Raw genomic sequence first — 26,553 nt, 5'->3', positions numbered from 1 at the left:
GGCCGGCCCGCAGCCCCCTCCCTGTGAGTCAGCCGTGGCCGAGCATCGACTCCACCCCGGCCCGCACCTCGTCGGTGGCGAGTCCGCGGATCGTCAGCGTCGTCCGTCGCCGCAGCACGTCGTCGGCGGTCTCCGCCCACTCGTGGTCCCGCGCGTACGCCACCTGCGCCCATATCTCGGGAGCGTCGGGGTGGATGCGGCGGGCGAGGGCCGGGTCCTCCTCCGCGAGCCGGGTGATGTCGAAGGCGAGCGAACCGTAGTGGGTGGCCAGGTGACGGGCGGTGTCCTCCGCCAGCTCCGGGCCCGACCCGGCACCGTCCGCCAGCAGCCGGTGCGTCACCGCCTGGGGACTGGCGATCCCGGGCAGCGCCAGCCGCTTGGGCAGCCGGCCCATCGGTTCCATCGCACCGGTCAGCGGATGCCCCGGCAGTGCGGCCAGCTTGTTCATCACGGTGCGGCCGATGTGACGGAAGGTCGTCCACTTGCCGCCCGCCACCGACAGCATCCCGCCGCGCCCCTCCGTCACGACCGTCTCGCGCTTGGCCTTCGAGGTGTCGCCCGGACCGCCCGGCAGCACCCGCAGTCCGGCGAACGAGTAGGTGATCAGATCGGGTGACAGCTGCTGGTCCCGGACCGAGAAGGCCGCCTCGTCGAGGATCTGCGCGGTGTCCTTCTCCGTCACCGCCAGGTCCTCGGGCTCGCCCTCGTACACCTCGTCCGTGGTGCCGAGCAGCAGCATGTCCTCCCAGGGGAGGGCGAAGGTGATGCGGTACTTGTCGATCGGCGTCGCCAGCGCGGCCCGCCAGGGGGCGGTGCGCCGGAGCACCAGGTGCGCGCCCTTCGACAGCCGCACGGAGGGGGCGGCGGCCGGGTCCTCCATCCTCCGCAGCCGGTCCACCCACGGGCCGGTGGCGTTCAGCACGAGGCGGGCGTCCACCCCGAACTCCGTACCGTCGGCCCGGTCGGTCAGCTCCGCGCCGGTGACGCGGCCTCGGGTGAACCGGAGTCCGGTCACCGCCGCGTGGTTGAGCACGTCCGCGCCGGCCGCGGCTGCCGCGCGCACGGTCATCAGGGCCATCCGCGCGTCGTTCATCTGGTCGTCGCCGTAGACCGCGACGGCCTTCAGCCCGTCCGTACGCAGCTCGGGCACGTCCCGGCGGGCTCGCTGCGGGCTGATCACATGGCCGACGCCGTCGCCGAAGGCGGACAGTGCCGAGTAGGCGAAGACGCCCGCGCCGAGCTTGGCCGCCCCGTGCGGGCCGCCCTTGTAGACCGGCAGGTAGAAGGTGAGCGGGTTGGCGAGGTGCGGGGCGACCTGGCGGGAGACGGCCCGCCGCTCGAAGTGGTTCTCGGCCACCAGCTTCACCGCGCCGGTCTGGAGGTAGCGCAACCCCCCGTGGAGCAGCTTGGACGAGGCGGAGGAGGTGGCACCCGCGAAGTCGCCGGCGTCCACCAGGGCCACCCGCAGCCCGGACTGCGCGGCATGCCAGGCGGTGGAGATGCCCAGGATGCCGCCGCCGATCACCAGGAGGTCGTACGTCGTGCGGGAGAGCCGCTCCCTGGTCTCGGCGCGGCCCGGACGGGAGCCGGCGGCCGGGTGCGTCCCGGGGGCGGGGACGCTCTGCGGGGTGGTCATGTCTCTACTCCTCGGTGGTGTCGTCGAGCCAGCCCATGGAGCGCTGCACCGCCTTGAGCCAGCTCTTGTACTCGCGGTCACGGGTGGCCGCGTCCATGCGGGGTGTCCACTCGGCGGCCCGGCGCCAGTTGGCGCGCAGCGCGTCGGTGTCCGGCCAGAAGCCGACGGCGAGGCCGGCGGCGTAGGCGGCGCCGAGACAGGTGGTCTCGGCGACCATCGGGCGCACCACGGGTGCGTCCAGACAGTCGGAGAGCATCTGCATCAGCAGGTTGTTGGAGGTCATGCCGCCGTCGACCTTGAGCGCGGTCAGCTCGACGCCCGAGTCCTTCGTCATGGCGTCGCTGATCTCGCGGGTCTGCCAGGCGGTCGCCTCGAGTACGGCCCGGGCGAGGTGAGCCTTGGTGACGTAGCGGGTGAGCCCGGCGATGATGCCGCGGGCGTCGGGCCGCCAGTACGGGGCGAAGAGGCCGGAGAAGGCGGGCACGAAGTACGCGCCGCCGTTGTCGTCCACCGAGGAGGCGAGGGTCTCGATCTCGGCGGCCGAGTTGATGAGCCCCATCTGGTCGCGCATCCACTGCACCAGCGAACCGGTGACCGCGATGGACCCCTCCAGCGCGTACACGGCCGGCTCGTCGCCGATCCGGTAGCCCACGGTGGTCAGCAGCCCGTTGTAGGAGTTGACCGGGGTCGAGCCGGTGTTGATGAGCATGAAGGTGCCGGTGCCGTACGTGGACTTGGCCTCGCCCTCCGCGAAACAGGTCTGGCCGAAGAGCGCCGCCTGCTGGTCGCCCAGCGCGGAGGCCACCGGGACCCCGGCGAGCACCCCGTCGGCGGCGAGGCCGTAGACCTCGGCGGACGAGCGGATCTCCGGCAGGACGGCGGCCGGGATGTCCATGGACCGCAGGATGCGCTCGTCCCACGTGAGGTTGTGCAGGTTCATCAGCAGGGTGCGCGAGGCGTTGGTGACGTCGGTGACGTGCACGCCGCCGTCGGTGCCCCCGGTGAGGTTCCAGATGACCCAGGAGTCCATCGTGCCGAAGAGGATGTCCCCGCGTTCGGCGCGCTCGCGCAGCCCCTCGACGTTGTCGAGCAGCCAGCGGATCTTGGGACCCGCGAAGTAGGAGGCGAGCGGCAGGCCGGTCTCGCGCCGGAAGCGGTCCTGGCCGACGTTGCGGCCCAGCTCCTTGCAGAGCGCGTCGGTACGGGTGTCCTGCCAGACGAGGGCGTTGTGGACGGGCTCACCGGTGTGCCGGTCCCACATCAGTGTGGTCTCGCGCTGGTTGGTGATGCCGATGGCCTTCACGTCGTCGGCCGTGACACCGGCCTTGACGACGGCTCCGGCCACCACCTCCTGCACGTTCTCCCAGATCTCGGTGGCGTCGTGCTCGACCCAGCCGGGCTTCGGGAAGATCTGCTCGTGCTCCTTCTGCTCGACGGAGACGATCCGGCCGTCCTTGTCGAAGACGATGCAACGGGTCGAGGTGGTGCCCTGGTCGATGGCCGCGATGAACGGGCCGGCGGTGTGTGCGTCGTTCACGGTGTGCTCCCCGGGATCTGTGGTGGTGTGGGTGGAGGCGTCTGCCGGGCGCTTCGCATCAGGCGAAGGCGACGTTGTAGAGGAGTCCGGCGAGGGCGCCGCCGATGAGCGGTCCCACGACGGGTACCCAGGCGTAGCCCCAGTCGGAGCCGCCCTTGTTCGGCAGCGGCAGCAGTGCGTGCACGATACGCGGGCCGAGGTCGCGGACCGGGTTGATGGCGTAACCCGTCGGACCGCCGAGCGAGAGTCCGATGCCGACCACGACCAGGGCGGTGACGAGCGCGCCCAGCGTGCCGAGTCCGTTGCCGTCGTCGTTGAGGCCCTGGGTCAGGATCGCCAGCACCAGCACGACGGTGGCGATGACCTCGGTGACCACGTTCTGCACGGCGTTGCGGATCTCCGGGCTGGTGCAGAAGATTCCGAGCACCGGTCCCGCGTCGGGGGCGGAGGTCTGGTCGACCATGCCCTCGGCGGGGTTCGCGGTGCCGATGATCTCCGGGTCGGTCAGGTGGGCCCGGAACTGCCCGTAGTACACGGCCCAGACCAGCACCGCTCCGATGGCGGCACCGAGCAGCTGCGATCCGAGGTAGAGGGGCACCTCGCTCCACGGGGTACCGCCCTGGATGGCGAGGCCGATGGTGACGGCCGGGTTGAGATGGGCCCCGGACACACCGCCCGCCAGGTACGCGCCGGTGAGCACCGCGAAGCCCCAGCCGAAGGTGATGGCGACCCAGCCCGCGTCCTTGGCCTTGGAGCGTTTGAGCGTGACGGCGGCACAGACTCCACCGCCCAGCAGGATGAGTACGGCGGTACCGATGGTCTCGCCGATGAAGATGTCGGAGCTGGACACCGTGACTCCTTTGTCCTTCGTCCAGGGGAATGCATACCCCCGGGTCCCTCCGGGAGTACACGCCCCAGGTGACGCCTCCTCCGGGAGGAGGCGTCACCTGCAAGGGCTTGACCGGCCCTCGGCATTGCCACACCCTAACGCCTATCGTCGTTGAGCGTTCGACAATGCCGACCGGTGAACGGCAGTGTTTCGCCCGACGGAGGCGGGCGTCAAGAGGGTGTGGCCTACGACTCGGACCCCGTGTCGCAATCGGGCACGCGAAAGCCCGCCCGGTCAGGGGGACGCGGGCGGGCTCGGCGGTGCGGGCGTCACGCCGGTACGCCCCCGCCCTGCCCGGGGTCGGGGGCACCCCGGGTCAGAAGCGGCCGGCCCCCAGGTCGCGGGAGACGGCCCGGGCGCAGTCGCGTACCGCGGCGATCAGCTCCGGCCGCAACTCGCCCCCCGGGCGCAGCCGCTCCACCGCGCCCGTCACCGCCACCGCGCCGACCGGCATCCGGCGGCCGTCGTGGATGGGGGCCGCGACCGCCGCCACCCCCTCCCAGGTCTCCTCGGTGTCGTCGGCCCAGCCGCGCGCCCTGGTGAGCGACAGCGTCTCCTCGAACGCGTCCTGCGCGGTGACCGTGCGCGCGGTGAAGGGGCGCCGCTCGCCGTCGAGCGCCTCGCTGTGCGCCACCGGGTCGAACGCGGCGAGCACCTTGCCCAGGGCCGTGGAGTGCAGCGGCTGCATCGCGCCGACCTCCAGCACCTGGCGGCTGTCGTCCGGCCGGAAGACGTGGTGCACGATCAGGACCCCGTGCTGGTGCAGCACGCCGAGATGGACGCTCTCGCCGCTCGACCGGGCCAGGTCGTCGGTCCACACGAGGGCCCGGGCGCGCAGCTCGTGCACGTCCAGATAGCTGTTGCCCAGGCGCAGCAGTTCCGCGCCCAGCTGGTAACGGCCGGATGCCGGTTCCTGCTCGACGAAGCCCTCCAGCTGGAGGGTGCGCAGGATGCCGTGGGCCGTACCCTTGGCGAGCCCCAGGGAGGAGGCGATGTCGGAGAGGCCGAGCCGGCGCTCGCCGCCCGCCAGCAGGCGCAGCATCGCCGCCGCCCGCTCCAGCGACTGGATGTTCTTGGCCATCGCGCCGTTCTCCTCCACTCGTCCGCTCGGTTCGACAATGCTGAACACTATCGGCCGATGCCGACCTCCGCGCGGGGTGTGGGGCGGTGTTCCGCCGGAGCTTCCGCCGCGTCTTTTCCGCCACAGCATGCAGTCCGGTCGGTGGGACGCTCACACAGGGGTAGCTGCCGGCGGGCTACGCTGGCCCGGTGCGCCTTCTGCCGGAAGTGCGCAAAGCCGACAGCCGTCGCATCCCTGGGAGATCATCCATGGCCTCGTTGCCGACCCCTTCGCCGACCCCTTCCGCCGCCAGCCCGAGCAGGGCCGACGCACTCCGCGAAGCACTCGCCACCCGTGTGGTCGTGGCCGACGGAGCCATGGGCACCATGCTCCAGGCCCAGGACCCCACGCTCGAAGACTTCCAGGACCTCGAGGGCTGCAACGAGATCCTCAACGTCACCCGCCCCGACATCGTGCGCTCCGTCCACGAGGAGTACTTCGCGGTCGGAGTGGACTGTGTGGAGACCAATACGTTCGGGGCCAACTCCTCCGCCCTGGGCGAGTACGACATCCCCGAGCGCATCCACGAACTCTCCGAGTCCGGCGCGCGCATCGCCCGTGAGGTCGCCGACGAGTTCACCGCCTCCACCGGGCAGCAGCGCTGGGTGCTCGGTTCGATGGGCCCCGGCACCAAGCTGCCGACCCTGGGCCACGCCCCGTACCTCCAGCTCCGCGAAGGCTTCCAGCAGAACGCCGAAGGGCTGATCTCCGGTGGCGCGGACGCGCTCATCGTCGAGACCACGCAGGACCTCCTCCAGACCAAGGCCGCGATCCTGGGAGCCCGCCGGGCGCTGGAGGCGCTGGGCAGCGACCTCCCGCTGCTGGTCTCGCTCGCGTTCGAGACGACCGGAACCATGCTGCTCGGCTCCGAGATCGGGGCCGCGCTCACCGCGCTCGAACCACTCGGCGTCGACATGATCGGCCTGAACTGCTCCACCGGCCCCGCGGAGATGAGCGAGCACCTGCGCTACCTCACCCGGCACTCCCGCATCCCGCTGCTCTGCATGCCCAACGCCGGTCTGCCCGTCCTCACCAAGGACGGCGCGCACTTCCCGCTCGATCCCGAGGGTCTCGCCGACGCACAGGAGACCTTCGTCCAGGAGTACGGCCTCTCCCTGGTCGGCGGCTGTTGCGGGACGACCCCGGAACACCTGCGCCAGGTCGTCGAGCGGGTGCGCGGCGTCGTCCCCACCGTCCGCGACCCCCATCCCGAGCCCGGCGCCGCCTCGCTCTACCAGACCGTCCCGTTCCGCCAGGACACCTCGTACCTCGCCATCGGTGAGCGTACGAACGCCAACGGGTCCAAGAAGTTCCGCGAGGCCATGCTGGAGGCCCGCTGGGACGACTGCGTGGAGATGGCGCGCGACCAGATCCGCGAGGGCGCGCACATGCTCGACCTCTGCGTCGACTACGTCGGCCGCGACGGGGTCGCCGACATGGAGGAGCTGGCCGGACGCTTCGCCACCGCCTCCACCCTGCCGATCGTGCTGGACTCCACCGAGGTGCCCGTGCTGCGGGCCGGCCTGGAGAAGCTCGGCGGCCGGGCCGTCCTCAACTCCGTCAACTACGAGGACGGCGACGGCCCCGAGTCGCGGTTCGCCAAGGTCACCCGGCTCGCCTCCGAGCACGGCGCCGCGCTGATCGCCCTCACCATCGACGAGGAGGGCCAGGCCCGGACCGTCGAGCACAAGGTCGCCATCGCCGAGCGCCTGATCGAGGACCTCACCGGCAACTGGGGCATCCACGAGTCGGACATCCTCATCGACACCCTGACCTTCACCATCTGCACCGGTCAGGAGGAGTCCCGCAAGGACGGCATCGCCACCATCGGCGCCATCCGCGAGCTGAAGAAGCGGCACCCCGACGTCCAGACCACGCTCGGCCTCTCCAACATCTCCTTCGGACTCAACCCGGCCGCCCGCGTCGTGCTGAACTCCGTCTTCCTCGACGAGTGCGTCAAGGCCGGACTCGACTCCGCCATCGTGCACGCGTCGAAGATCCTGCCGATCGCCCGCCTGGAGGAAGAGCAGGTCAAGGTCGCGCTCGACCTCATCTACGACCGCCGTGCCGAAGGCTACGACCCGCTGCAGCGGCTGATGGAGCTGTTCGAGGGCGTCAACATGAAGTCGATGAAGGCCGGCAAGGCCGAGGAACTCCTCGCCCTGCCCCTCGACGAGCGCCTCCAGCGCCGCATCATCGACGGCGAGAAGAACGGTCTGGAGGCCGACCTCGACGAGGCACTGACCTCCCGCCCCGCCCTCGACATCGTCAACGACACCCTGCTCGAAGGCATGAAGGTGGTCGGCGAACTGTTCGGCTCCGGCCAGATGCAGCTGCCGTTCGTGCTCCAGTCCGCCGAGGTCATGAAGACAGCGGTCGCCCACCTGGAACCGCACATGGAGAAGTCCGACGCGGAGGGCAAGGGCACCATCGTGCTGGCCACCGTCCGCGGCGACGTCCACGACATCGGCAAGAACCTCGTCGACATCATCCTCTCCAACAACGGCTTCAACGTCGTCAACATCGGCATCAAGCAGCCGGTCTCCGCGATCCTGGAAGCCGCCGAGGAACACCGCGCCGACGTCATCGGCATGTCCGGTCTCCTGGTGAAATCCACCGTGATCATGAAGGAGAACCTGGAGGAGCTGAACCAGCGCAAGCTGGCCGCCCGCTACCCGGTGATCCTCGGCGGCGCAGCCCTCACCCGGGCCTACGTCGAGCAGGACCTGCACGAGATCTACGAGGGCGAAGTCCGCTACGCCCGCGACGCGTTCGAGGGCCTGCGGCTGATGGACGCCCTCATCGGGGTCAAGCGCGGTGTCCCCGGAGCCGTCCTCCCCGAACTCAAGCAGCGCCGGGTGCCCAAGCGCGACACCGCCGTCCTGGAGGTCACCGAGCCCGAGACCGGCGTCCGGTCCGACGTCGCCACCGACAACCCGGTGCCCACCCCGCCGTTCTGGGGCACCCGCGTCGTCAAGGGCATCCAGCTCAAGGAGTACGCCTCCTGGCTCGACGAGGGCGCGCTCTTCAAGGGGCAGTGGGGCCTCAAGCAGGCCCGCGCCGGCGACGGACCGACGTACGAGGAGCTCGTGGAGACCGAGGGCCGCCCGCACCTGCGCGGCTGGCTCGACAAGCTCCAGACCGAGAACCTGCTGGAAGCCGCCGTGGTGTACGGCTACTTCCCCTGCGTCTCCAAGGGCGACGACCTGATCCTGCTGAACGAGGACGGCTCGGAGCGCACCCGCTTCACCTTCCCCCGCCAGCGCCGGGGCCGCCGCCTCTGCCTCGCCGACTTCTTCCGCCCCGAGGACTCCGGCGAGAGGGACGTCGTCGGCCTCCAGGTCGTCACCGTGGGCTCCAAGATCGGCACCGAGACCGCCAAGCTCTTCGAGGCCAACGCCTACCGGGACTACCTGGAACTGCACGGCCTCTCCGTCCAGCTCGCCGAAGCCCTCGCCGAGTACTGGCACGCCCGGGTCCGCTCCGAACTCGGCTACTCCGGCGAGGACCCGGACCACGTCGAGGACATGTTCGCGCTCAAGTACCGCGGCGCGCGCTTCTCCCTCGGCTACGGCGCCTGCCCCGACCTGGAGGACCGCGCGAAGATCGCCGAGCTGCTCCGGCCGGAGCGCATCGGCGTCCACCTCTCCGAGGAGTTCCAGCTCCACCCGGAGCAGTCCACCGACGCGATCGTCATCCACCACCCCGAGGCGAAGTACTTCAACGCGCGCTGAGGCACGTCACCCGCGGGTCGCGGCACCCCGGCCCGACGTCCACCGGCCGGGAAAACGCCGGAACCCGTTCACCGCGCGAACGCCGGACGAGTCGTAGACTTGTCGGTCCAGTGCAGGCCGGTCGCCCTTCTCCGGAAGGGCGACCGGCCTTCTCGTCCCTCCCGGAAGGTGTGCCGCATGACCAGTACGGTCCCCGCGTCCCTGACCCGCACGGCCGACGGCGCCACCCTGCAGGCCGTCCTTCTCGACATGGACGGCACCCTGGTGGACTCGGAGGGCTTCTGGTGGGACACCGAGGTGGAGGTGTTCGCCGACCTCGGCCACCGGCTGGACGACTCCTGGCGCGAGGTGGTCGTCGGCGGGCCGATGACCCGCAGTGCCGGCTACCTCATCGACGTGACCGGCGCGGACATCGCGCTGGAGGAGCTCACCGTCCTGCTGAACGACCGCTTCGAGAAGCGCATCGGACGGGGTGTGCCCCTCATGCCCGGCGCCGCCCGGCTGCTCGCCGAACTCTCCGCACACGCGGTGCCGACCGCCCTCGTCTCCGCCTCGCACCGCAGGATCATCGACCGGGTACTCGACTCGGTGGGCCACCACCACTTCGCGCTGACCATCGCCGGTGACGAGGTCGCGCGCACCAAGCCGCACCCCGACCCCTACCTCGCCGCCGCCGCCGGATTCGGAGCGGACCCCGCCCGCTGCGCCGTCATCGAGGACACCGCCACCGGTGTCGCCTCGGCGGAAGCCGCCGGCTGCCGGGTCGTGGCCGTCCCCTCGGTGGCGCCCATCGCACCGGCCGCCGGACGCGTGGTCGTCGGCTCGCTGGAGGACGTCGACCTGGCATTCCTGCGCAGACTGGTCCTGGACCCGCACTGACGTCCCGGACACCGCACGGACGTCCCGGACACCGCACGGACGTCCCGGACACCGCACGGACGTCCCGGACCCGCACCGACGGGCCGGGCGGACGCCCCGTCAGCTACTGCTGCGCCCCCGGCCGGACCAGCCCGCTCTCGTAGGCGTACACCGCGGCCTGCACCCGGTCGCGCAGCTGTAGCTTGGTCAGCACATGGCCGACATGCGTCTTGACCGTCGTCTCGCTGACGAAGAGGTCCGCCGCGATCTCCGCGTTCGACAGACCGCGCGCCACCAGCTTCAGCACCTCCAGCTCGCGCTCGGTCAAACGGTGCAGCGCGTCCGGGACCGGCTCCTCGCCGGACGGGAGGTGGTCGGCGTACTTGTCGAGCAGCCGCCGGGTGATGCTCGGCGCGAGCATCGCCTCGCCCGCGGCCACCACCCGGATCGCCTGCACCAGCTCGTTCGCCGGGGCGTCCTTGAGCAGAAAGCCGCTGGCACCCGCGCGCAGCGCCTCCACGACGTACTCGTCGAGGTCGAACGTGGTCAGCACCAGCACCTTCGCCGGACCGTCCCGGTCGGGTCCGGTGATCTGACGGGTCGCCTCCACACCGTCCATCCGCGGCATCCGGATGTCCATCAGCACCACGTCCGGCTGGAGCGCCCGGACCTGGTCGATGGCCTGGAGCCCGTCACCGGCTTCACCGACCACCGCGAGATCGCCCTCGGCCTCCAGGATCATCCGGAAGCCGGTGCGCAGCAGTGGCTGGTCGTCGACCAGCAGGACGCGGATTGCCACGAAGAACTCCTCAGGAACCGTCCGGGGACAGGGACCGACCGGCGTCGGCCCCCACCTGGCCCATTCTGCCCGCCCCATCCTCGCGGGGTTCCGGCAGCACAACGGGGAGCGGATAGACCGGGGGAGTCCCGCCGAATTCCGGACAGACCGCCCGGTGGTCGCACCAACCGCAGAGCTTCGTCGGCCTCGGCCGCCACTCGCCGGTCTCCGTCGCCAGCCGGATCGCGTCCCAGAGCGCGTGCAGCTTCCGCTCCACCCGCTCGAGGTCCGCGACGACCGGGTCGTACGTCATGACGTCGCCGCTGCCGAGATAGACCAGCTGGAGCCGGCGGGGCACCACACCCTTGAGCCGCCAGACCACCAGCGCGTAGAACTTCATCTGGAAGAGCGCGCCCTCCGCGTACTCCGGACGCGGTGCCTTCCCCGTCTTGTAGTCGACGATCCGGACCTCGCCCGTCGGCGCGACGTCGACGCGGTCGATCACCCCGCGCAGCCGCAGCCCCGACTCCAGCTCCGTCTCCACGAACATCTCGCGCTCGACCGGCTCCAGCCGCGTCGGGTCCTCCAGCGAGAACCACCGCTCCACCAGCCGCTCCGCCTCGCCGAGCCAGCCGGCCAGCCGCTCGCCCCCGGTGTCCTCGGCGAAGAGCTCCGTCAGCTCCGGCTTCGACTCCAGCAGCCGGTCCCACTGCCCGGGCACCAGGGCCCGCGCCCTCGGCGCCGTCCGCTCCGCCGCGGGCGCGTCGAAGAGCCGTTCCAGCACCGCGTGCACCAGGGTCCCCCGGGTGGCCGCCTCGCTCGGCTTCTCCGGCAGTTTGTCGATGACCCGGAAGCGGTAGAGCAGAGGGCACTGCATGAAGTCGTTCGCCCGCGACGGCGACAGGGAGGACGGCGGCGCGGGGGGCCGAGGTGCGGAGGTCATGCCCCAGACCCTACGACCCGCCACCGACAGCGGGCGGCATACCATCGACGGCAAAGCCTCGGGCACTGCATGATCGACTCAGACGCCCCGGACGGAAGGACCCAGTGGACGAGAGCGACGACAGCGGCGACAGCGGGCGCCCGCAGCCCGGTGCGGGGGGAACGGACCCCGGACCGGGAAAGGACCGTCGGCGTCGCCCCGCCGGACCCGGTGGCGGCCTGCTGATGGGCCGCCCGTTCGGCGTGCCCGTGTACGTGGCCCCCAGCTGGTTCGTCGTCGCGGCGCTCATCACCTGGGTCTTCGGAGGACAGCTCGACCGCGTACTGCCCGAGCTGGGCGCGGTCCGCTACCTCGTCGCCCTCTTCTTCGCCGTCGTCTTCTACGCCTCCGTCCTGGTGCACGAACTCGCGCACACGGTCGTGGCCCTGCGGTACAAGCTGCCCGTGCGCCGCATCCAGCTGCAGTTCTTCGGCGGCGTCTCGGAGATCGAGAAGGAGACCGAGACCCCGGGCCGCGAGTTCGTCCTCGCCTTCGTGGGGCCGCTCCTCTCCCTCGTCCTGGCCGGCGTGTTCTATCTCTCCATGCAGTTCGTGGAGCCCGGTACCGTCCCCGGCGTCCTGCTCGCCGGACTGATGATCTCCAACCTCATCGTCGCCGTCTTCAATCTGCTGCCCGGCCTGCCCCTCGACGGCGGGCGCATGCTGCGCGCCGTCGTCTGGAAGATCACCGGAAAGCCGATGAGCGGCACCGTCGTCGCCGCCTGGGTCGGCCGCGGCCTCGCCGTCGCCGTGCTCATCGGCCTGCCGCTGCTGACGCGCACCGGTGACTCCGCGGCCGAGACCGGCGGCATGGAGACGGTCACCGACGCCCTGCTCGCCGCCATCCTCGCGGGCATCATCTGGACGGGCGCCGGCAACAGCCTGCGCATGGCGCGCCTGCGCGAACACCTCCCCGAGCTCCGGGCCCGCACCCTCACCCGCCGCGCGGTGCCGGTGGAGTCCGCCACCCCCCTCTCCGAGGCGCTGCGCCGGGCCAACGAGGCGGGGGCCCGCGCCCTCGTCGTCGTCGACCCCGAGGGCACGCCGAAGGGCGTCGTCCGGGAGTCCGCCATCGGCCAGGTGCCCGAGCACCGCCGTCCCTGGATCGCCGTCGGCGGCCTCGCCCAGGACCTCAACGAGGGCATGCGGGTCCCCGCCGAACTCGCCGGCGAGGAACTGCTCGACCGGCTGCGCGCCACCCCCGCGACCGAGTACCTCGTCGTGGAGGAGACCGGCGCGGTCTACGGCGTCCTCTCCACGACCGACGTCGAACGCGCCTTCCTCGCCGCCATGACGCGCCCCGGCTCCTGAGGACCGCGCGAGGAGCGACGGCCTCCCACCGGCGGAAGCCGGCCCGGGAAACACCGGTACCCTGGTCACATGTCTGAACCGACCGGTGCCGCCCGCCGACGTGGGCCCTTCAAGGTCGGGGACCAAGTACAGCTCACCGATCCCAAGGGACGCCACCACACCTTCACGCTCGAAGCCGGAAAGAATTTCCACACCCACAAGGGTTCTTTCCCGCACGACGAGCTGATCGGTGCTCCCGAGGGCAGTGTTGTCCGTACCACGGGAAACGTCGCCTATCTCGCGCTGCGCCCCCTGCTCCCCGACTACGTCCTCTCCATGCCCCGCGGCGCCGCCGTGGTCTACCCCAAGGACGCGGGGCAGATCCTGGCCTTCGCCGACATCTTCCCCGGCGCCCGCGTCGTGGAAGCCGGCGTCGGATCGGGCGCGCTCTCGACCTTCCTGCTGCGCGCCATCGGTGAGCAGGGCATGCTGCACTCCTACGAGCGCCGCGAGGACTTCGCCGAGATCGCCCAGCAGAACGTCGAGCGCTACTTCGGCAGCCCGCACCCGGCCTGGCAGCTCACCGTCGGCGACCTCCAGGACAACCTCTCGGACACCGAGGTGGACCGGGTCGTCCTGGACATGCTCGCCCCGTGGGAGTGCCTGGAGGCCGTCTCCAAGGCGCTGGTGCCCGGCGGCATCCTCTGCGCGTACGTCGCCACCACCACCCAGCTCTCGCGGACGGTCGAGTCCCTCCGCGAGATCGGCTGCTTCGCCGAGCCGCAGCCGTGGGAATCCATGATCCGCAACTGGCACGTCGAGGGTCTCGCGGTCCGCCCCGACCACCGGATGATCGGGCACACCGGCTTCCTGGTGACCGCCCGCCGTCTGGCCGACGGCGTCGAGCCCCCGATGCGCCGCCGCCGCCCCTCCAAGGGCGCCTACGGCGACGACTACGACGGCCCCGGCGGCCGGAAGACCTCCGCCGACCGCACGGCCGGGACCGAGGACAGCGCCGAAGTGCGCGACTGACGACCGCGTCCGGCCCGTGGTGACCGACCACCACGAACCGCTCGCGGTGCAGCGATGGGCGCCGCCGCCCCGCCCTCCCGGACCGACCCGGGCAGGCGGGGCGGCGGCGCCCATCGCGTGTCCCCGCGGGAAACCGGCGTCCGCGTCCGCCGGTTGTGCGCGGTGGCCACCGCGCACCCCGCTGTTCCCCGCCCGTGTGAGGTGTGGCACGATGCTGGCCACCCCCTGCCGCCGATGCCCGGCGGGGACGTTCCACACGCTCCCCGGAAACATCAGGAGACAGACCGCGTGCAGCCCTCCGCGCTCCCGGACCTCGCGCACAACGACTCCAGGACGATGCACTGGCTCGCCACCGCCGCGGCGGTGTTCGCGACCGTCGCCGTCGCCGGCGTGCTGCAGCCCGGCGATCCGGCCGCGACCTCGATCGCGTCCGCCGCACCGGGCGGCGCCGGGGTCCCCCGGGTCACCGCCGAGGCCCCCGACCCGGCCGGTGTGGTCTTCCCGCTCGTCTGCGGGAGCGTGGGCCAGACCGTCGGACGGCAGGCCCGCGGCGACCTGGACGGCGACGGGAAACCCGAGACCGTGGTGGCCGTGCACTGCGCGGCCGGCTCGGGCACGCCGCCGGACGGCGTCTACGTCCTGACACACGGAAGCGGGGCCGCACCCCGGGTCGTGGCGACCCTGGTGGACCCCGCTCTGCGCATGACGGTCGGTGCGCTCGCCGTGCGGAACGCCGTCGTCTCCGCGACCACGCTCGGCTACTCCTCGGACGAGGTGCCCCAGTGCTGCCCCGACCAGCGGGAGGAGACCACCTGGCATTGGTCGGGCGGAGCCTTCGTACGGTCCGTCGCGCGGCCCGACGCCGGCACCTGACAAGTCCCGCGCCGCAGCCGTCAGGCGGCGTCCGGGCCGTAGACCTCGACGCTGTCCGAAACCCGCCGCACGTGGATGCAGTCGCCGGGGCACTCCTTGGCCGAATCCACCACGTCCGTCAGCAGGGGCAGCGGGACCCGTGTGGTGGCGCCCGGGTCCTGGAGCAGCTCGTCGTCGGCGCTCTTCACGTAGGCCAGCCCGTCGATGTCCAGCTCGAACACTTCGGGGGCGTACTGGACGCAGATCCCGTCGCCGGTGCACAGGTCCTGGTCGATCCAGACCTCCAGATCCTCGGTGTCGCTCGCGCCCGGCGAGTCCTGCTGCACGGTCATATGTCCTGCCGATCCCTGCGTATCTCAACCAATTGAAGCCGGCCCTGACGGGTGTTGAACGGTTCGACGATACAACTGGCTGCTTTCGGGTGCCCAAGGGTGGGTATTCCCTTGGGCACGAGGGGGAGAGCAAGGGTGAAGATCGGACACACCCCGCGGTCTTTGTGATCTAGGGGTTTCAATCACCACCCACGCAGGTAGGGTCAGGAAGCGTCCAGCTCCCCTTGGAGGAGGTGAGGACCGTGGCAGCCCACGACGACGACATCAACCGCGGCATCCGGCCCGGGCGGGGGTCAGAAGACCCGTCGGGCCAGGTCGCCTATCTTGAGCAGGAAATCGCCGTCCTGCGACGCAAGCTCGCCGACTCTCCGCGTCATTCGAGAATTCTCGAAGAGCGGGTCGTCGAGTTGCAGACCAGTCTGTCCGGTGTAACCGCACAGAACGAACGGCTCGCCCATACGCTCCGCGAGGCCCGCGACCAGATCGTGGCCCTCAAGGAGGAGGTCGACAGGCTCGCGCAGCCGCCCGCCGGTTTCGGCGTGTTCCTGCAGGCCATTGAGGACGGTACCTGCGACATCTTCACCGGGGGCCGCAAGCTCCGGGTGAACGTCAGTCCCAGCGTTGAGCTCGAAGGTCTCCGTCGAGGCCAGGAAGTCATGCTCAACGAAGCGCTCAACGTGGTCGAGGCCATGGAGTTCGAGCGGGCCGGGGACATCGTCACCCTCAAGGAGATCCTTGAGGACGGCGAGCGCGCCCTGGTGGTCGGGCACACCGACGAGGAACGGGTGGTGCGACTCGCCGAGCCGCTGCTCGACATCACCATCCGCCCCGGCGACGCCCTCCTGCTGGAACCCAGGTCCGGCTACGTCTACGAAGTGGTGCCCAAGAGCGAGGTCGAGGAACTCGTCCTCGAAGAGGTCCCGGACATCGACTACGACAAGATCGGCGGCCTGGGCGACCAGATCGAACTGATCCGCGACGCGGTCGAGCTCCCGTACCTCCACCCCGACCTCTTCAAGGAACACGAACTCCGTCCGCCGAAGGGCATCCTGCTCTACGGTCCGCCCGGCTGCGGCAAGACGCTCATCGCCAAGGCCGTCGCCAACTCGCTCGCCAAGAAGGTCGCCGAGGTCACCGGCCAGCCCACGGGGAAGAGCTACTTCCTCAATATCAAGGGCCCCGAACTCCTCAACAAGTACGTCGGTGAGACCGAGCGGCACATCCGCCTCGTCTTCCAGCGTGCCCGGGAGAAGGCGAGCGAGGGTACCCCCGTCATCGTCTTCTTCGACGAGATGGAATCCCTCTTCCGCACCCGCGGCAGCGGCGTCAGCTCGGACGTGGAGAACACCATCGTCCCGCAGCTGCTCGCCGAGATCGACGGTGTGGAAGGGCTGGAGAACGTCATCGTCATCGGCGCCTCCAACCGCGAGGACATGATCGACCCGGCCATTCTCCGGCCCGGCCGTCTCGATGTGAAGATCAAGATCGAGCGTCCGGACGCGGAGGCCGCGAAGGACATCTTCGCGAAATACCTCACCGCGACGCTCCCGCTGCACGCGGACGACCTGGCCGAGCACGCCGACTCCAAGCCGGCCGCCGCCCACGCCATGATCCAGTCCGTGGTGGAGCGGATGTACACGGAGTCCGAGGAGAACCGCTTCCTCGAAGTCACCTACGCCAACGGTGACAAGGAAGTCCTCTATTTCAAGGACTTCAACTCCGGCGCGATGATCCAGAACATCGTCGACCGGGCGAAGAAAATGGCAATCAAGGCATTCCTCGAAGAAGGCCAGAAGGGCATTCGCGTCTCCCACCTCCTCCAGGCATGCGTGGACGAGTTCAAGGAGAACGAGGACCTGCCCAACACCACCAACCCGGACGACTGGGCCAGGATCTCCGGAAAGAAGGGCGAGCGGATCGTCTTCATCCGCACGCTCGTCACCGGAAAGCAGGGCGCGGACACCGGCCGGTCCATCGACACGGTCGCGAACACCGGGCAGTACCTGTAACGAGCGGACCGGCTGCGGCTGCCCCACCGGGCATTCGCAGCCGGCTGTTTTTCCCGGAGTGACCGCCGTATCCGCGCCTCATTCGCGCCGCATCCGAACAATGACGTAATGGATCTCCCCACCGGGGCGGAGGCGCTCTAGGCTCTGACGTACCGCCGACCGCGCAGTGCGGGGCCGGACGACCGCGCACGCCACCGGAGAAGCAGCGGTACTTGAGCGTCGTTCCCGCAGGGGACGACGCCGGGCAAGGAGGGCCGCATGACCGTACGGCGAGTAATGGGCATCGAGACGGAGTACGGAATCTCCGTCCCCGGCCACCCCAACGCCAATGCCATGCTCACCTCGTCCCAGATCGTCAACGCCTACGCGGCGGCGATGCACCGGGCGCGCCGTGCCCGCTGGGACTTCGAGGAGGAGAATCCGCTGCGGGACGCGCGAGGCTTCGACCTCGCCCGCGAGACCGCCGACTCCAGCCAGCTCACCGACGAGGACATCGGCCTGGCCAACGTCATCCTGACCAACGGCGCCCGCCTCTACGTCGACCACGCGCACCCCGAGTACAGCTCCCCGGAGATCACCAATCCCCGGGACGCCGTCCTCTGGGACAAGGCCGGCGAGCGGATCATGGCCGAGGCCGCCGAACTGGCCGCCGCCATTCCCGGCGCCCAGCCGATCCACCTCTACAAGAACAACACCGACAACAAGGGCGCTTCCTACGGCACGCACGAGAACTACCTGATGAGGAGGGACACCCCCTTCTCGGACATCGTGCGCCACCTGACCCCGTTCTTCGTCAGCCGCCAGGTCGTCACCGGGGCGGGACGGGTCGGCATCGGGCAGGACGGCCGCGACCACGGCTTCCAGCTCAGCCAGCGCGCCGACTACTTCGAGGTGGAGGTGGGGCTGGAGACGACGCTCAAGCGCCCCATCATCAACACCCGCGACGAACCGCACTCCGACGCGGAGAAGTACCGCAGGCTCCACGTCATCATCGGCGACGCCAACCTCTCCGAGATCTCGACCTATCTGAAGCTCGGCACCACCTCCCTGGTCCTCTCCATGATCGAGGACGGGTTCATCAACGTGGACCTCGGCGTCGACCAGCCCGTGCGGACCCTGCACCAGGTCTCGCACGACCCGTCCCTCCAGCGCCTGATCACGCTCCGCAGCGGCCGGACACTCACCGCGGTGCAGCTTCAGATGGAGTACTTCGAGCTGGCGCGCAAGTACGTCGAGGAGCGGTACGGCGCCGACGCCGACGAGCAGACCCGGGACGTCCTGCTGCGCTGGGAGGACACGCTCAACCGTCTGGAGAACGACCCGATGAGCCTGTCGGGGGAGCTGGACTGGGTGGCCAAGCGGGCCCTCATGGACGGCTACCGCCGCCGGGACGCCCTGGAGTGGGACGCCCCCCGCCTGCACCTGGTGGACCTCCAGTACGCGGACGTACGGCCCGACAAGGGGCTCTACAACCGGCTCGTGGCCGGCGGGCGGATGAAGCGCCTGCTGGACGAGGACGACGTCTCCCGTGCCCGTACGAAGCCTCCGGAGGACACCCGGGCCTATTTCCGGGGCCGCTGCCTGGACCAGTACGCGGACGACGTGGCCGCCGCCTCCTGGGACTCGGTCATCTTCGACCTGCCGGGCCATGACTCTCTGCAACGGGTGCCCACCATGGAGCCGCTGCGCGGGACGCGGGAGCACGTCGAGAGCCTCCTGGACCGGTGCCGCACGGCGGAGGAGCTGGTCCGGGTGCTTTCCGGCGGCTGAACGGGCCGCCGGAGGGGAATGATCGGGACAGGGCCCGGACGTTGGAAAAGTACCGGGCCGATGTCGGACCCCGTGGGTAGGGTCTGATCAAGAGCTTCGAATGCTTCGAACCGAGCGGGGTGAGCTAGATGGCGACCAAGGACACCGGCGGCGGACAGCAGAAGGCGACGCGCTCCACCGAGGAGACCGAGGAGCAGGCGCAGGAGGCGCAGGCTTCGGAGGACCTCAAGGAGCGCCAGGAGAAGCTGAGCGACGACGTCGACTCGGTCCTGGACGAGATCGACGACGTCCTGGAGGAGAACGCCGAGGACTTCGTCCGGAGCTTCGTGCAGAAGGGCGGGGAGTAGTCCGCGCGCACACCGGCTCCGGCCACCGGCGGTGAACGGGCGCCCGGCGCCCTGAACCACCGGACCGGCTTGCCGCACGCTCGCCGCCGCTGACCGGGAGGTCACCGGCGGCGGCGAGGCCGTCGCGGGGGGAGCGGCCGGGCGACGGATACCTCCGCCGGCCGCTTCACCCGGACAGGTGGATCACCGCCACCGGGCGGGTAGGGTCCGTGACGTACCGTGCTTCAACCGCACACCGGCCATCGGCGCATCGGGCGTCCACCCCGACCCCGGCGGGCCGTCGCATGCATACCTGGAGGGAAACGCGTGGAAGCCAACACTCGTCACACCGGGCGTCTACCAGCTGCGTTCCTGACGCCGGGTTCGTCCTCGTTCATGGACTTCCTGTCCGACCACGCACCCGCGATGCTTCCGGGCAACCGGAACCTCCCGCCGCTCAAGGGCGCCGTCGAGGCGCCGCACGGGACGACCATCGTCGCGGCCTCGTTCCCCGGTGGTGTGGTGCTCGCCGGTGACCGGCGGGCCACCATGGGCAACATGATCGCGCAGCGCGACATCGAGAAGGTCTTCCCGGCCGACGAGTACTCCGCCGTCGGCATCGCGGGCACCGCGGGTCTCGCGGTGGAGATGGTCAAGCTCTTCCAGCTGGAGCTGGAGCACTTCGAGAAGGTCGAGGGCGCCCAGCTCTCCCTGGAGGGCAAGGCCAACCGCCTCTCCACGATGATCCGCGGCAACCTGGCGATGGCCATGCAAGGACTCGCGGTCGTCCCCCTCTTCGCCGGCTACGACGTCGACAAGGGCCGGGGCCGGATCTTCTCGTACGACGTCACCGGAGGCCGCTCCGAGGAGCACGCCGGATATGCCTCCACGGGCTCCGGTTCACTCTTCGCGCGCGGCTCCATGAAGAAGCTCTACCGCGAGGACCTGACGGAGCCCCAGGCGCTCACCCTGGTCGTACAGGCCCTGTACGACGCCGCGGACGACGACTCCGCGACCGGCGGCCCCGACGTGGCGCGCCGCATCTACCCGATCGTCACCGTCATCACCGACGAGGGCTTCCGCCGCCTGTCGGACGACGAGTCCTCCGCGATCGCCCGGGAGATCCTGGAGCGCCGTCTCGAACAGCCCGACGGCCCGCGCGCGGCTCTGCTCTGATCCGGCCCGGGGTTCCGGGGCCTCCGAGATGCACTCGTCACTGACAGAAAGGGACGGATAGCCGGTGTCGACGCCGTTCTATGTCTCACCCCAGCAGGCCATGGCCGACCGGGCGGAGTACGCCCGCAAAGGCATCGCCCGCGGTCGCAGCCTGGTTGTGCTGCAGTACGCCGACGGCATTGTGTTCGTCGGTGAGAACCCGTCCCGCGCGCTGCACAAGTTCAGCGAGATCTACGACCGGATCGGCTTCGCCGCCGCCGGCAAGTACAACGAGTACGAGAACCTCCGCATCGGCGGCGTGCGCTACGCCGATCTGCGCGGATACACCTACGACCGCGACGACGTGACGGCCCGTGGACTGGCCAACGTCTACGCCCAGACGCTCGGCACCATCTTCTCCAGCGCGGCCGAGAAGCCGTACGAGGTGGAGCTGGTCGTCGCGGAGGTCGGCGCCGAGCCCGAGGGCGACCAGATCTACCGCCTGCCGCACGACGGCTCGATCGTCGACGAACACGGATCGGTCGCGGTCGGCGGGAACGCCGAGCAGATCAGCACCTTCCTGGACCAGCGGCACCGCGACGGCATGACGCTCGCCGAGGCGCTCAAGCTCGCCGTCCAGGCGCTCTCCCGCGACCCCAACGGCAGCGAGCGGGAGATCCCCGCGGAGCGGCTGGAGGTCGCGGTGCTGGACAGGACCCGGCCCCAGCAGCGCAAGTTCAGGCGGATCGTCGGACGGCAGCTCGCGCGGCTGCTGGAGGCCGACGGCGCCGCGGCGACCACGCCCACGGACGCGCCGTCCGACACGGAGGAGTCCGAGGGGACGAGCGGGTCCGCCGAGGAGTAGCCCGCAACGGTCCGCTGCCGGCCGAGACCGGGACCGGGACCGAACCGGGACCGTGCCCCGGGCCCCCCGTCCACCGACGGGGGGCCCGGGGCACGGCCGTGTCAGCCGTCCGACGGAGGCGGGGCGGTGGAGCCGCGTACGACCAGGTCCACCGGAAGGCTGCCGGTTCGGACGGGGCGGTCTTCCAGCACCGCGATCAGGGCCGACATGCCCCGCTCGCCGACCAGCTCGGCGGGGAGCGCCACCGTGGTCAGTTCGGGCTCCACCGCGGTGGCGAGCGCCAGGTCGTCGAAGCCCGACACGGACAGATCGTCGGGTACCCGCAGGCCCAGCCGCCGCGCCGCCTTGCAGGCGCCCGCAGCCAGGACGTCCCCGTCGCAGACCAGCGCGGTCGGCCGGGGCCCCGGCGCGGTCAGCGCCGCCTCGGCCGCCCGCAGCCCTCCGGAGACCTCCAGCGCCGAGGCGACCGTACGCAGCGAGGTGCCGGGCACCGCCGCGAGGGCCTCGCGCAGGGCGCGGGCGCGCACCGCGAAGGTCCACGAGTCGACGGCGGCGGCCACGTGAGTGAAACGGCGGTGGCCGAGGACGAGCAGGTGTGCCGCCACCTGACGCATCCCGTCCGCGATGTCGAGGTTCACCTGGGCCGCGGCGCCCGCCCCCGACGGGTCGCTGTCCAGCATCACCAGCGGCAGTTCCGTACCCCCCAGGGCCCCGAGGGCCTCCGTCGCCATGGACGAGGCGATCACCCCGTCGAGCGCCGCCCGGGCGCTGGCGAAGGGGTCCTTCGCCGGTCCGGTGCCGTCGGGCGAGGGGTAGAGCACCACCCCGAAATCGTGGTCGGCGGCGACCGAGGCGGCACCCGTGTACACCCGGGCGAAGAACTCGTGGGTGAGGGCGGGCACCACCAGCAGCGCGGTCCGGGTCCGGCCCAGCCGCAGGCTGCGGGCGGCGAGGTTGGGCCGGTAGCCGAGTTCGCGCGCGCTCGTCCGGACCCGCTCGGCGGTGGCGTCCGACACCCGGCCGGTCCACTTGCCGCCCAGCACCAGGGAGACCGTCGCCTGCGACACCCCGGCGACCCGCGCCACGTCCCGGCTGGTGGGACGGGCCGGGGCCGGCTGGGACGGGCTGCTCACTGGGGCCTCCGTGCGGGTGGTGCGGTGCTGGGCGATCCGGGCCGGCCCGCGCGGGGCGGGTGGTGCGGGGCGCTGGGGCGACCGGTGCCGTGCGGTGGACCGGCGGACTGCGCACATGGTACGTATGGACCTCGACGTTATACGTAAAACCTCGGATGGGCGCCGGCCCTCACCGGGGGAGAGGGGCGGGAATGGCCGCGGGATATCTGGACATCCTCCGGGAGCGGCACGCCCTCCGGCTGCTCACCGGCACCCTGGTGGGACGGCTGCCGAACGGCACCGCCCCCATCGCGATCGTGCTCTTCATCCGTGCCGAGGGCGGCAGCTACTCACTGGCCGGCGGCCTCGCCGCCGCATACGGCCTCGCCACGGCCGTCGGCCAGCCGCTCCTCGGGCGGGCGGTGGACCTCTACGGCCAGCCGCGCGTGCAGCTCCCGGCGGCGGTCGTGTCCGCCCTCGGCATGGTGCTGCTGGCCCTCGCGGGGCTGGACCCGCTGCCACTCGCCTACGCTGCGGTCATCGTCGCCGGGGTGGCCACCCCGCCCCTGGAGGGCGGGTTGCGCGCCCTCTGGCCGTCCGTCCTCGGCCAGAGGGAGGCGCGGGTGCACCGCGCCTACGCCCTTGACGCGGTCGCCCAGGAGGTCATGTTCACCGCCGGACCGCTGCTGGTGACCCTGCTGGTGTCCCTCTGGTCGCCCGCCGTCGCCCTGGTGGTCGTCAACGCCGCCGGGGTCCTCGGAGCGCTCTCGGTGATCCTCTCCGAACCCTCCCGTACCTGGCGCTCCGCACCCCGCGAGGCCCACTGGCTCGGCGCGCTGCGCTCGCCCGGCCTCCTCGCCCTCCTCGGCGCGCTCTTCTTCGTCGGGGTCGCGCTCGGCTCGATCACCGTGGCGGGCGTCGCCTACGCCGACGACCACGGCCGCGAGGCCGTGTACGGCTGGCTGATGGCGGCGCTGGGGCTCGGCGCGCTGCTCGGCGGCGCGGTGTACGGGGCCCGGCAGTGGGCCGGTGCGCCGGAGCGGCGGCTCCGCTCCATCGTCGCGCTGCTCGCCCTCTGCTACCTGCCGCTCGTGCTGACGCCCGGCGTGGTCGCGATGACGGCGCTCACCGCCCTCGCCGGGGTGTTCCTCGCGCCGGCCATCGCCTGCTCCTTCATCGTGGTCGACCGGCACGCGCCCCGGGGCACCGTGACCGAGGCGTTCTCCTGGCTCGTGACCACCATCGGTGTGGGCGCGGCGGCCGGTACGGCCGTGGCGGGGCCCGCCGTCGAGCTGGGCGGGACGGCGTGGAGTTTCGCCGTCGCCGGAGCCGGCGGAGTGGCCGCGCTGGTGGTTCTGCTGGCCACCGGAAAGGTCCTCGCACTTCCCGGCCGTGAGCGCGTCGTGGCGGCCGGATCGGAAAATGATCGAAACGGAGCTGTCGAACCCGGTTTCAGCTCACGCCGTAAGGCGTAATGTTCAGTCATGGACCGCCGCATTTTCGGGCTGGAGAACGAGTACGGCGTCACGTGCACGTTCAGGGGACAGCGCCGACTGTCACCTGACGAAGTGGCGCGCTACCTCTTCCGCCGTGTCGTGTCATGGGGCCGCAGCAGCAATGTCTTTCTGCGGAACGGCGCCCGCCTCTACCTCGACGTGGGTTCGCATCCGGAATACGCAACTCCCGAATGTGACAACCTCACTGAACTCGTCACCCACGACAAGGCAGGCGAACGCATTCTGGAAGGTCTGCTCGTCGACGCCGAACGCCGCCTGCACGAGGAAGGAATCGCGGGCGACGTCTATCTCTTCAAGAACAACACCGACTCAGCGGGCAACTCCTACGGCTGCCACGAGAACTACCTCGTCGCCCGGCACGGGGAATTCTCGCGGCTCGCGGACATCCTCATTCCGTTCCTCGTCACCAGGCAGCTGATCTGCGGCGCGGGCAAGGTCCTGCAGACCCCGCGCGGAGCGGTCTTCTGCGTGAGCCAGCGGGCCGAGCACATCTGGGAGGGCGTCAGCTCCGCCACCACCCGCTCCCGGCCCATCATCAACACCCGCGACGAGCCGCACGCGGACGCCGAGCGCTACCGCCGCCTGCACGTCATCGTCGGTGACTCGAACATGTCCGAGACGACCATGCTGCTCAAGGTCGGTGCCACCGACCTCGTGCTCCGCATGATCGAGGCGGGCACGGTGATGCGCGACCTGACGCTGGAGAACCCGATCCGGGCGATCCGCGAGGTCAGCCACGACACGACCGGCCGGCGCAAGGTGCGCCTGGCCAGCGGCCGCGAGGCGTCGGCCATCGAGATCCAGCGCGAGTACTACGACAAGGCCGTCGACTTCGTCGAGCGCCGGGGCATCCGTACCGGCAACGTCGACCGGGTCCTCGAACTCTGGGGCCGCACCCTGGACGCGATCGAGGCGGAGGACCTCGACAGGATCGACACCGAGATCGACTGGGTCATGAAGTACAAGCTCATCGAGCGGTACCGGGCGAAGCACAACATGACGATGTCGCACCCGAGGGTCGCCCAGATAGACCTCGCCTACCACGACATCCACCGGCGCCGGGGCCTGTACTACCTCCTGGAGCGCAAGGGCCAGGCCGCCCGCATCTGCAACGACCTGAAGATCTTCGAGGGCAAGTCCGTTCCCCCGCAGACCACCCGCGCACGGCTGCGCGGGGACTTCATCAAGCGGGCGCAGGAGCAGCGGCGGGACTTCACCGTCGACTGGGTCCACCTCAAGCTCAACGACCAGGCGCAGCGCACGGTGTTGTGCAAGGACCCGTTCCGGTCGGTGGACGACCGGGTGGAGAAGCTGATCGCGGGCATGTGAGAACCCGCGCGCCGGCGTTCCCCGCCGTCCGCGTGCCGCGTGAGTGCCGAGCGTTTCCCGCGTCCCCGGGCGCGGGCGGACAGGCCCCGGGACACCCGTTCCGGGGCCTGTCCCGTGTGCCTGTGTCCGGCGGTGCCCCCGAAGGGCTGTCCCGCAATTCCTGGCGGGTGGGCGACGTCAGCCACGGCGCCTCGCCGCGTTGTCGGAACGCCCCGTACATCCGGTATGCGGACGTCCCTCCGCCGTGCGATGCACCGCATCCGACGCCGCGCACTGATCCACCACGAATTGCCGGACAGCCCTTACTCGAACACCACGCCGTACGGAGCGGTCGGCGGTCGCACGCACGGGGGAGACGACCGGCCGGCCCGCGTCGCCGGGCGCCGGGAACCGGCTCCGCGCCGTGGGAAGGCCGTAAGGTGTCCGGGACCCATGACTGTGCCGTCTGAGATCTGAGGAACCAGTGCGCCGACTTGCCGGCCTTCTCGTCGTCCCCCTCCTGCTGCTCTCCGCAGCGGCCTGCGGCAGCGACGACAAGGCCTCCGACTCCGCTTCGTCCGAGACCGGCGTGCCCGCGATCACCGCAGGCGCCAAGTTCGGTGAGAAACCCACTATCGCCAAGGGCGTGGGCGACCCGCCCAAGGAGCTGAAGACCACGGTCATCAGCAAGGGCGACGGCGCCGCGCTCAAGAACGGCGACGCGGTACAGGTCAACTACCTCGGCCAGGCATGGGACTCCACGAAGCCCTTCGACAACAGCTTCGACCGCAAGAGCCCGTTCGATCTGACCCTGGGCGCCGGCATGGTCATCCAGGGCTGGGACAAGGGCCTCGTCGGCCAGAAGGTCGGCAGCCGCGTCGAGCTGGTCATCCCGCCGGACCTCGCCTACGGCGAGCAGGGTCAGGGCGACATCAAGCCCAATGCGACCCTCGTCTTCGTCATCGACGTCGTCAAGGCCTCCCAGATCCCGACGTCCGCCGAGGGCACCAAGGTCGCCCAGAACGACGCCGCGCTACCGAAGGTCGGCACCAACACGGACGGCAAGGCGCCCAGCGTCACGGTCCCGAAGAGCGACCCGCCCACCAAGCTCTCCTCCACCTACGTGCTGGAGTCCGACGGCGCGGTCGTCAAGGACACCGACAGCGTCGTGGTGAACTACGTGGGCCTGCTGTGGAAGGACGGAAAGACGTTCGACAGCACCTACGAACAGGGGAAGACCCAGACCTTCCCGCTGGAGCAGGTGACCCTCAAGGGCCTGAAGAACGGGCTGGTGGGCAAGAAGGTCGGCAGCCGGGTCCTGCTGGTCATCCCGCCGGACCAGGGCTTCGGTGACACCGCGCAGCAGTCGATTCCCGCCAAGTCGACCCTGGTGTTCGCCGTGGACCTGCTGGCGAAGATGTAAGACTGTCC

General features: G+C 70.6%; 21 protein-coding genes. 13 read left to right on the top strand and 8 right to left on the bottom strand.

The features are described 5' to 3' along the window. Positions 1-28: 28 nt before the first annotated feature. The 4 genes from ACFYPN_RS15090 to ACFYPN_RS15075 form a co-directional block, all read right to left on the bottom strand. Entirely contained in the window at positions 29-1,636 is a 1,608-nt protein-coding gene (locus ACFYPN_RS15090) for a glycerol-3-phosphate dehydrogenase/oxidase (protein WP_358762042.1), read from the bottom strand. Between the two features lie 4 nt (positions 1,637-1,640). Further along, the gene (gene glpK, locus ACFYPN_RS15085) at positions 1,641-3,173 is read right to left on the bottom strand and encodes a glycerol kinase GlpK (RefSeq protein WP_358762044.1); all 1,533 of its coding nucleotides are present in this window, start codon (positions 3,171-3,173) and stop codon (positions 1,641-1,643) included. 58 nt (positions 3,174-3,231) lie between these two features. Next, on the bottom strand, positions 3,232-4,023 hold the full coding sequence (locus tag ACFYPN_RS15080) for an MIP/aquaporin family protein (RefSeq protein WP_358762046.1): 792 nt from the start codon (positions 4,021-4,023) through the stop codon (positions 3,232-3,234). Between the two features lie 355 nt (positions 4,024-4,378). Further along, a complete protein-coding gene (locus ACFYPN_RS15075) occupies positions 4,379-5,143 on the bottom strand; it encodes an IclR family transcriptional regulator (protein WP_358762047.1) in 765 nt (254 codons plus the stop codon). 248 nt (positions 5,144-5,391) lie between these two features. Here ACFYPN_RS15075 and metH point away from each other — a divergent pair, with 248 nt between their 5' ends. Beyond that, the gene (gene metH, locus ACFYPN_RS15070; RefSeq protein WP_358762049.1) at positions 5,392-8,916 is read left to right on the top strand and encodes a methionine synthase; all 3,525 of its coding nucleotides are present in this window, start codon (positions 5,392-5,394) and stop codon (positions 8,914-8,916) included. Between the two features lie 177 nt (positions 8,917-9,093). After that, on the top strand, positions 9,094-9,795 hold the full coding sequence (locus tag ACFYPN_RS15065) for an HAD family phosphatase (protein WP_358759151.1): 702 nt from the start codon (positions 9,094-9,096) through the stop codon (positions 9,793-9,795). Between the two features lie 103 nt (positions 9,796-9,898). Here ACFYPN_RS15065 and ACFYPN_RS15060 read toward each other — a convergent pair whose 3' ends face one another. Beyond that, positions 9,899-10,573, bottom strand: a complete 675-nt coding sequence (locus tag ACFYPN_RS15060) for a response regulator transcription factor (protein ID WP_358759143.1) — start codon at positions 10,571-10,573, stop codon at positions 9,899-9,901. Between the two features lie 10 nt (positions 10,574-10,583). Then, positions 10,584-11,495 carry a RecB family exonuclease gene (locus ACFYPN_RS15055; protein WP_358759141.1) on the bottom strand — a complete coding sequence of 304 codons (912 nt, stop codon included), beginning with the start codon at positions 11,493-11,495 and terminating at the stop codon, positions 10,584-10,586. Positions 11,496-11,599: 104 nt separating this feature from the next. Here ACFYPN_RS15055 and ACFYPN_RS15050 point away from each other — a divergent pair, with 104 nt between their 5' ends. From ACFYPN_RS15050 to ACFYPN_RS15040, 3 genes are all read left to right on the top strand, one after another. Continuing rightward, positions 11,600-12,844, top strand: a complete 1,245-nt coding sequence (locus ACFYPN_RS15050; RefSeq protein WP_358759139.1) for a site-2 protease family protein — start codon at positions 11,600-11,602, stop codon at positions 12,842-12,844. A gap of 69 nt (positions 12,845-12,913) precedes the next feature. After that, entirely contained in the window at positions 12,914-13,855 is a 942-nt protein-coding gene (locus ACFYPN_RS15045) for a tRNA (adenine-N1)-methyltransferase (protein ID WP_358759137.1), read from the top strand. A gap of 288 nt (positions 13,856-14,143) precedes the next feature. Beyond that, positions 14,144-14,728, top strand: coding sequence for a hypothetical protein (locus tag ACFYPN_RS15040; RefSeq protein WP_358759135.1), 585 nt, complete (start codon positions 14,144-14,146; stop codon positions 14,726-14,728). A 20-nt stretch (positions 14,729-14,748) separates the two neighbouring features. Here the strand turns inward: ACFYPN_RS15040 and ACFYPN_RS15035 are convergent, their stop codons facing one another. Then, positions 14,749-15,060, bottom strand: a complete 312-nt coding sequence (locus ACFYPN_RS15035) for a ferredoxin (protein ID WP_358759133.1) — start codon at positions 15,058-15,060, stop codon at positions 14,749-14,751. 242 nt (positions 15,061-15,302) lie between these two features. Between ACFYPN_RS15035 and arc the strand changes: the two genes are divergently transcribed. The 5 genes from arc to prcA all read left to right on the top strand — a co-directional run bounded on the left by arc (position 15,303) and on the right by prcA (position 21,185). Further along, a complete protein-coding gene (gene arc / locus ACFYPN_RS15030) occupies positions 15,303-17,069 on the top strand; it encodes a proteasome ATPase (RefSeq protein ID WP_358759131.1) in 1,767 nt (588 codons plus the stop codon). A 258-nt stretch (positions 17,070-17,327) separates the two neighbouring features. Continuing rightward, positions 17,328-18,839: a depupylase/deamidase Dop gene (dop, locus tag ACFYPN_RS15025; protein WP_358759129.1), complete on the top strand. Its 1,512-nt coding sequence runs from the start codon at positions 17,328-17,330 to the stop codon at positions 18,837-18,839. A gap of 128 nt (positions 18,840-18,967) precedes the next feature. Beyond that, positions 18,968-19,186 carry a ubiquitin-like protein Pup gene (locus tag ACFYPN_RS15020; protein WP_266702617.1) on the top strand — a complete coding sequence of 73 codons (219 nt, stop codon included), beginning with the start codon at positions 18,968-18,970 and terminating at the stop codon, positions 19,184-19,186. Positions 19,187-19,492: 306 nt separating this feature from the next. Continuing rightward, complete coding sequence (prcB, locus tag ACFYPN_RS15015; RefSeq protein WP_358759127.1) at positions 19,493-20,341, top strand: proteasome subunit beta; 849 nt, start codon at positions 19,493-19,495, stop codon at positions 20,339-20,341. Between the two features lie 64 nt (positions 20,342-20,405). Next, positions 20,406-21,185, top strand: a complete 780-nt coding sequence (gene prcA / locus ACFYPN_RS15010; RefSeq protein ID WP_358759125.1) for a proteasome subunit alpha — start codon at positions 20,406-20,408, stop codon at positions 21,183-21,185. Positions 21,186-21,286: 101 nt separating this feature from the next. Here prcA and ACFYPN_RS15005 read toward each other — a convergent pair whose 3' ends face one another. Next, a complete protein-coding gene (locus ACFYPN_RS15005; protein WP_389298467.1) occupies positions 21,287-22,318 on the bottom strand; it encodes a LacI family DNA-binding transcriptional regulator in 1,032 nt (343 codons plus the stop codon). Between the two features lie 191 nt (positions 22,319-22,509). Here ACFYPN_RS15005 and ACFYPN_RS15000 point away from each other — a divergent pair, with 191 nt between their 5' ends. The 3 genes from ACFYPN_RS15000 (at position 22,510) to ACFYPN_RS14990 (ending at position 26,545) form a co-directional block, all read left to right on the top strand. Further along, the gene (locus tag ACFYPN_RS15000) at positions 22,510-23,772 is read left to right on the top strand and encodes an MFS transporter (RefSeq protein ID WP_358759121.1); all 1,263 of its coding nucleotides are present in this window, start codon (positions 22,510-22,512) and stop codon (positions 23,770-23,772) included. Between the two features lie 9 nt (positions 23,773-23,781). Continuing rightward, positions 23,782-25,143, top strand: a complete 1,362-nt coding sequence (gene pafA, locus ACFYPN_RS14995; protein ID WP_358759119.1) for a Pup--protein ligase — start codon at positions 23,782-23,784, stop codon at positions 25,141-25,143. Between the two features lie 463 nt (positions 25,144-25,606). Then, complete coding sequence (locus ACFYPN_RS14990; protein ID WP_358759117.1) at positions 25,607-26,545, top strand: FKBP-type peptidyl-prolyl cis-trans isomerase; 939 nt, start codon at positions 25,607-25,609, stop codon at positions 26,543-26,545. Positions 26,546-26,553: the final 8 nt, after the last annotated feature.

The sequence above is a fragment of the Streptomyces sp. NPDC005576 genome (assembly GCF_042871745.1).
Classification (GTDB): Bacteria; Actinomycetota; Actinomycetes; order Streptomycetales; family Streptomycetaceae; genus Streptomyces.
This window is presented reverse-complemented; position numbering and strand designations above follow the sequence as displayed.

Coding starts and splice junctions, on each gene's coding strand:
- ACFYPN_RS15090 (WP_358762042.1), bottom strand. CDS start 1,636: ATGACCACCCCGCAGAGCGTCCCCGCCCCCGGGACGCACCCGGCCGCC.
- ACFYPN_RS15075 (WP_358762047.1), bottom strand. CDS start 5,143: ATGGCCAAGAACATCCAGTCGCTGGAGCGGGCGGCGGCGATGCTGCGC.
- metH (WP_358762049.1), top strand. CDS start 5,392: ATGGCCTCGTTGCCGACCCCTTCGCCGACCCCTTCCGCCGCCAGCCCG.
- ACFYPN_RS15065 (WP_358759151.1), top strand. CDS start 9,094: ATGACCAGTACGGTCCCCGCGTCCCTGACCCGCACGGCCGACGGCGCC.
- ACFYPN_RS15055 (WP_358759141.1), bottom strand. CDS start 11,495: ATGACCTCCGCACCTCGGCCCCCCGCGCCGCCGTCCTCCCTGTCGCCG.
- ACFYPN_RS15045 (WP_358759137.1), top strand. CDS start 12,914: ATGTCTGAACCGACCGGTGCCGCCCGCCGACGTGGGCCCTTCAAGGTC.
- ACFYPN_RS15035 (WP_358759133.1), bottom strand. CDS start 15,060: ATGACCGTGCAGCAGGACTCGCCGGGCGCGAGCGACACCGAGGATCTG.
- dop (WP_358759129.1), top strand. CDS start 17,328: ATGACCGTACGGCGAGTAATGGGCATCGAGACGGAGTACGGAATCTCC.
- ACFYPN_RS15020 (WP_266702617.1), top strand. CDS start 18,968: ATGGCGACCAAGGACACCGGCGGCGGACAGCAGAAGGCGACGCGCTCC.
- ACFYPN_RS15000 (WP_358759121.1), top strand. CDS start 22,510: ATGGCCGCGGGATATCTGGACATCCTCCGGGAGCGGCACGCCCTCCGG.
- pafA (WP_358759119.1), top strand. CDS start 23,782: ATGGACCGCCGCATTTTCGGGCTGGAGAACGAGTACGGCGTCACGTGC.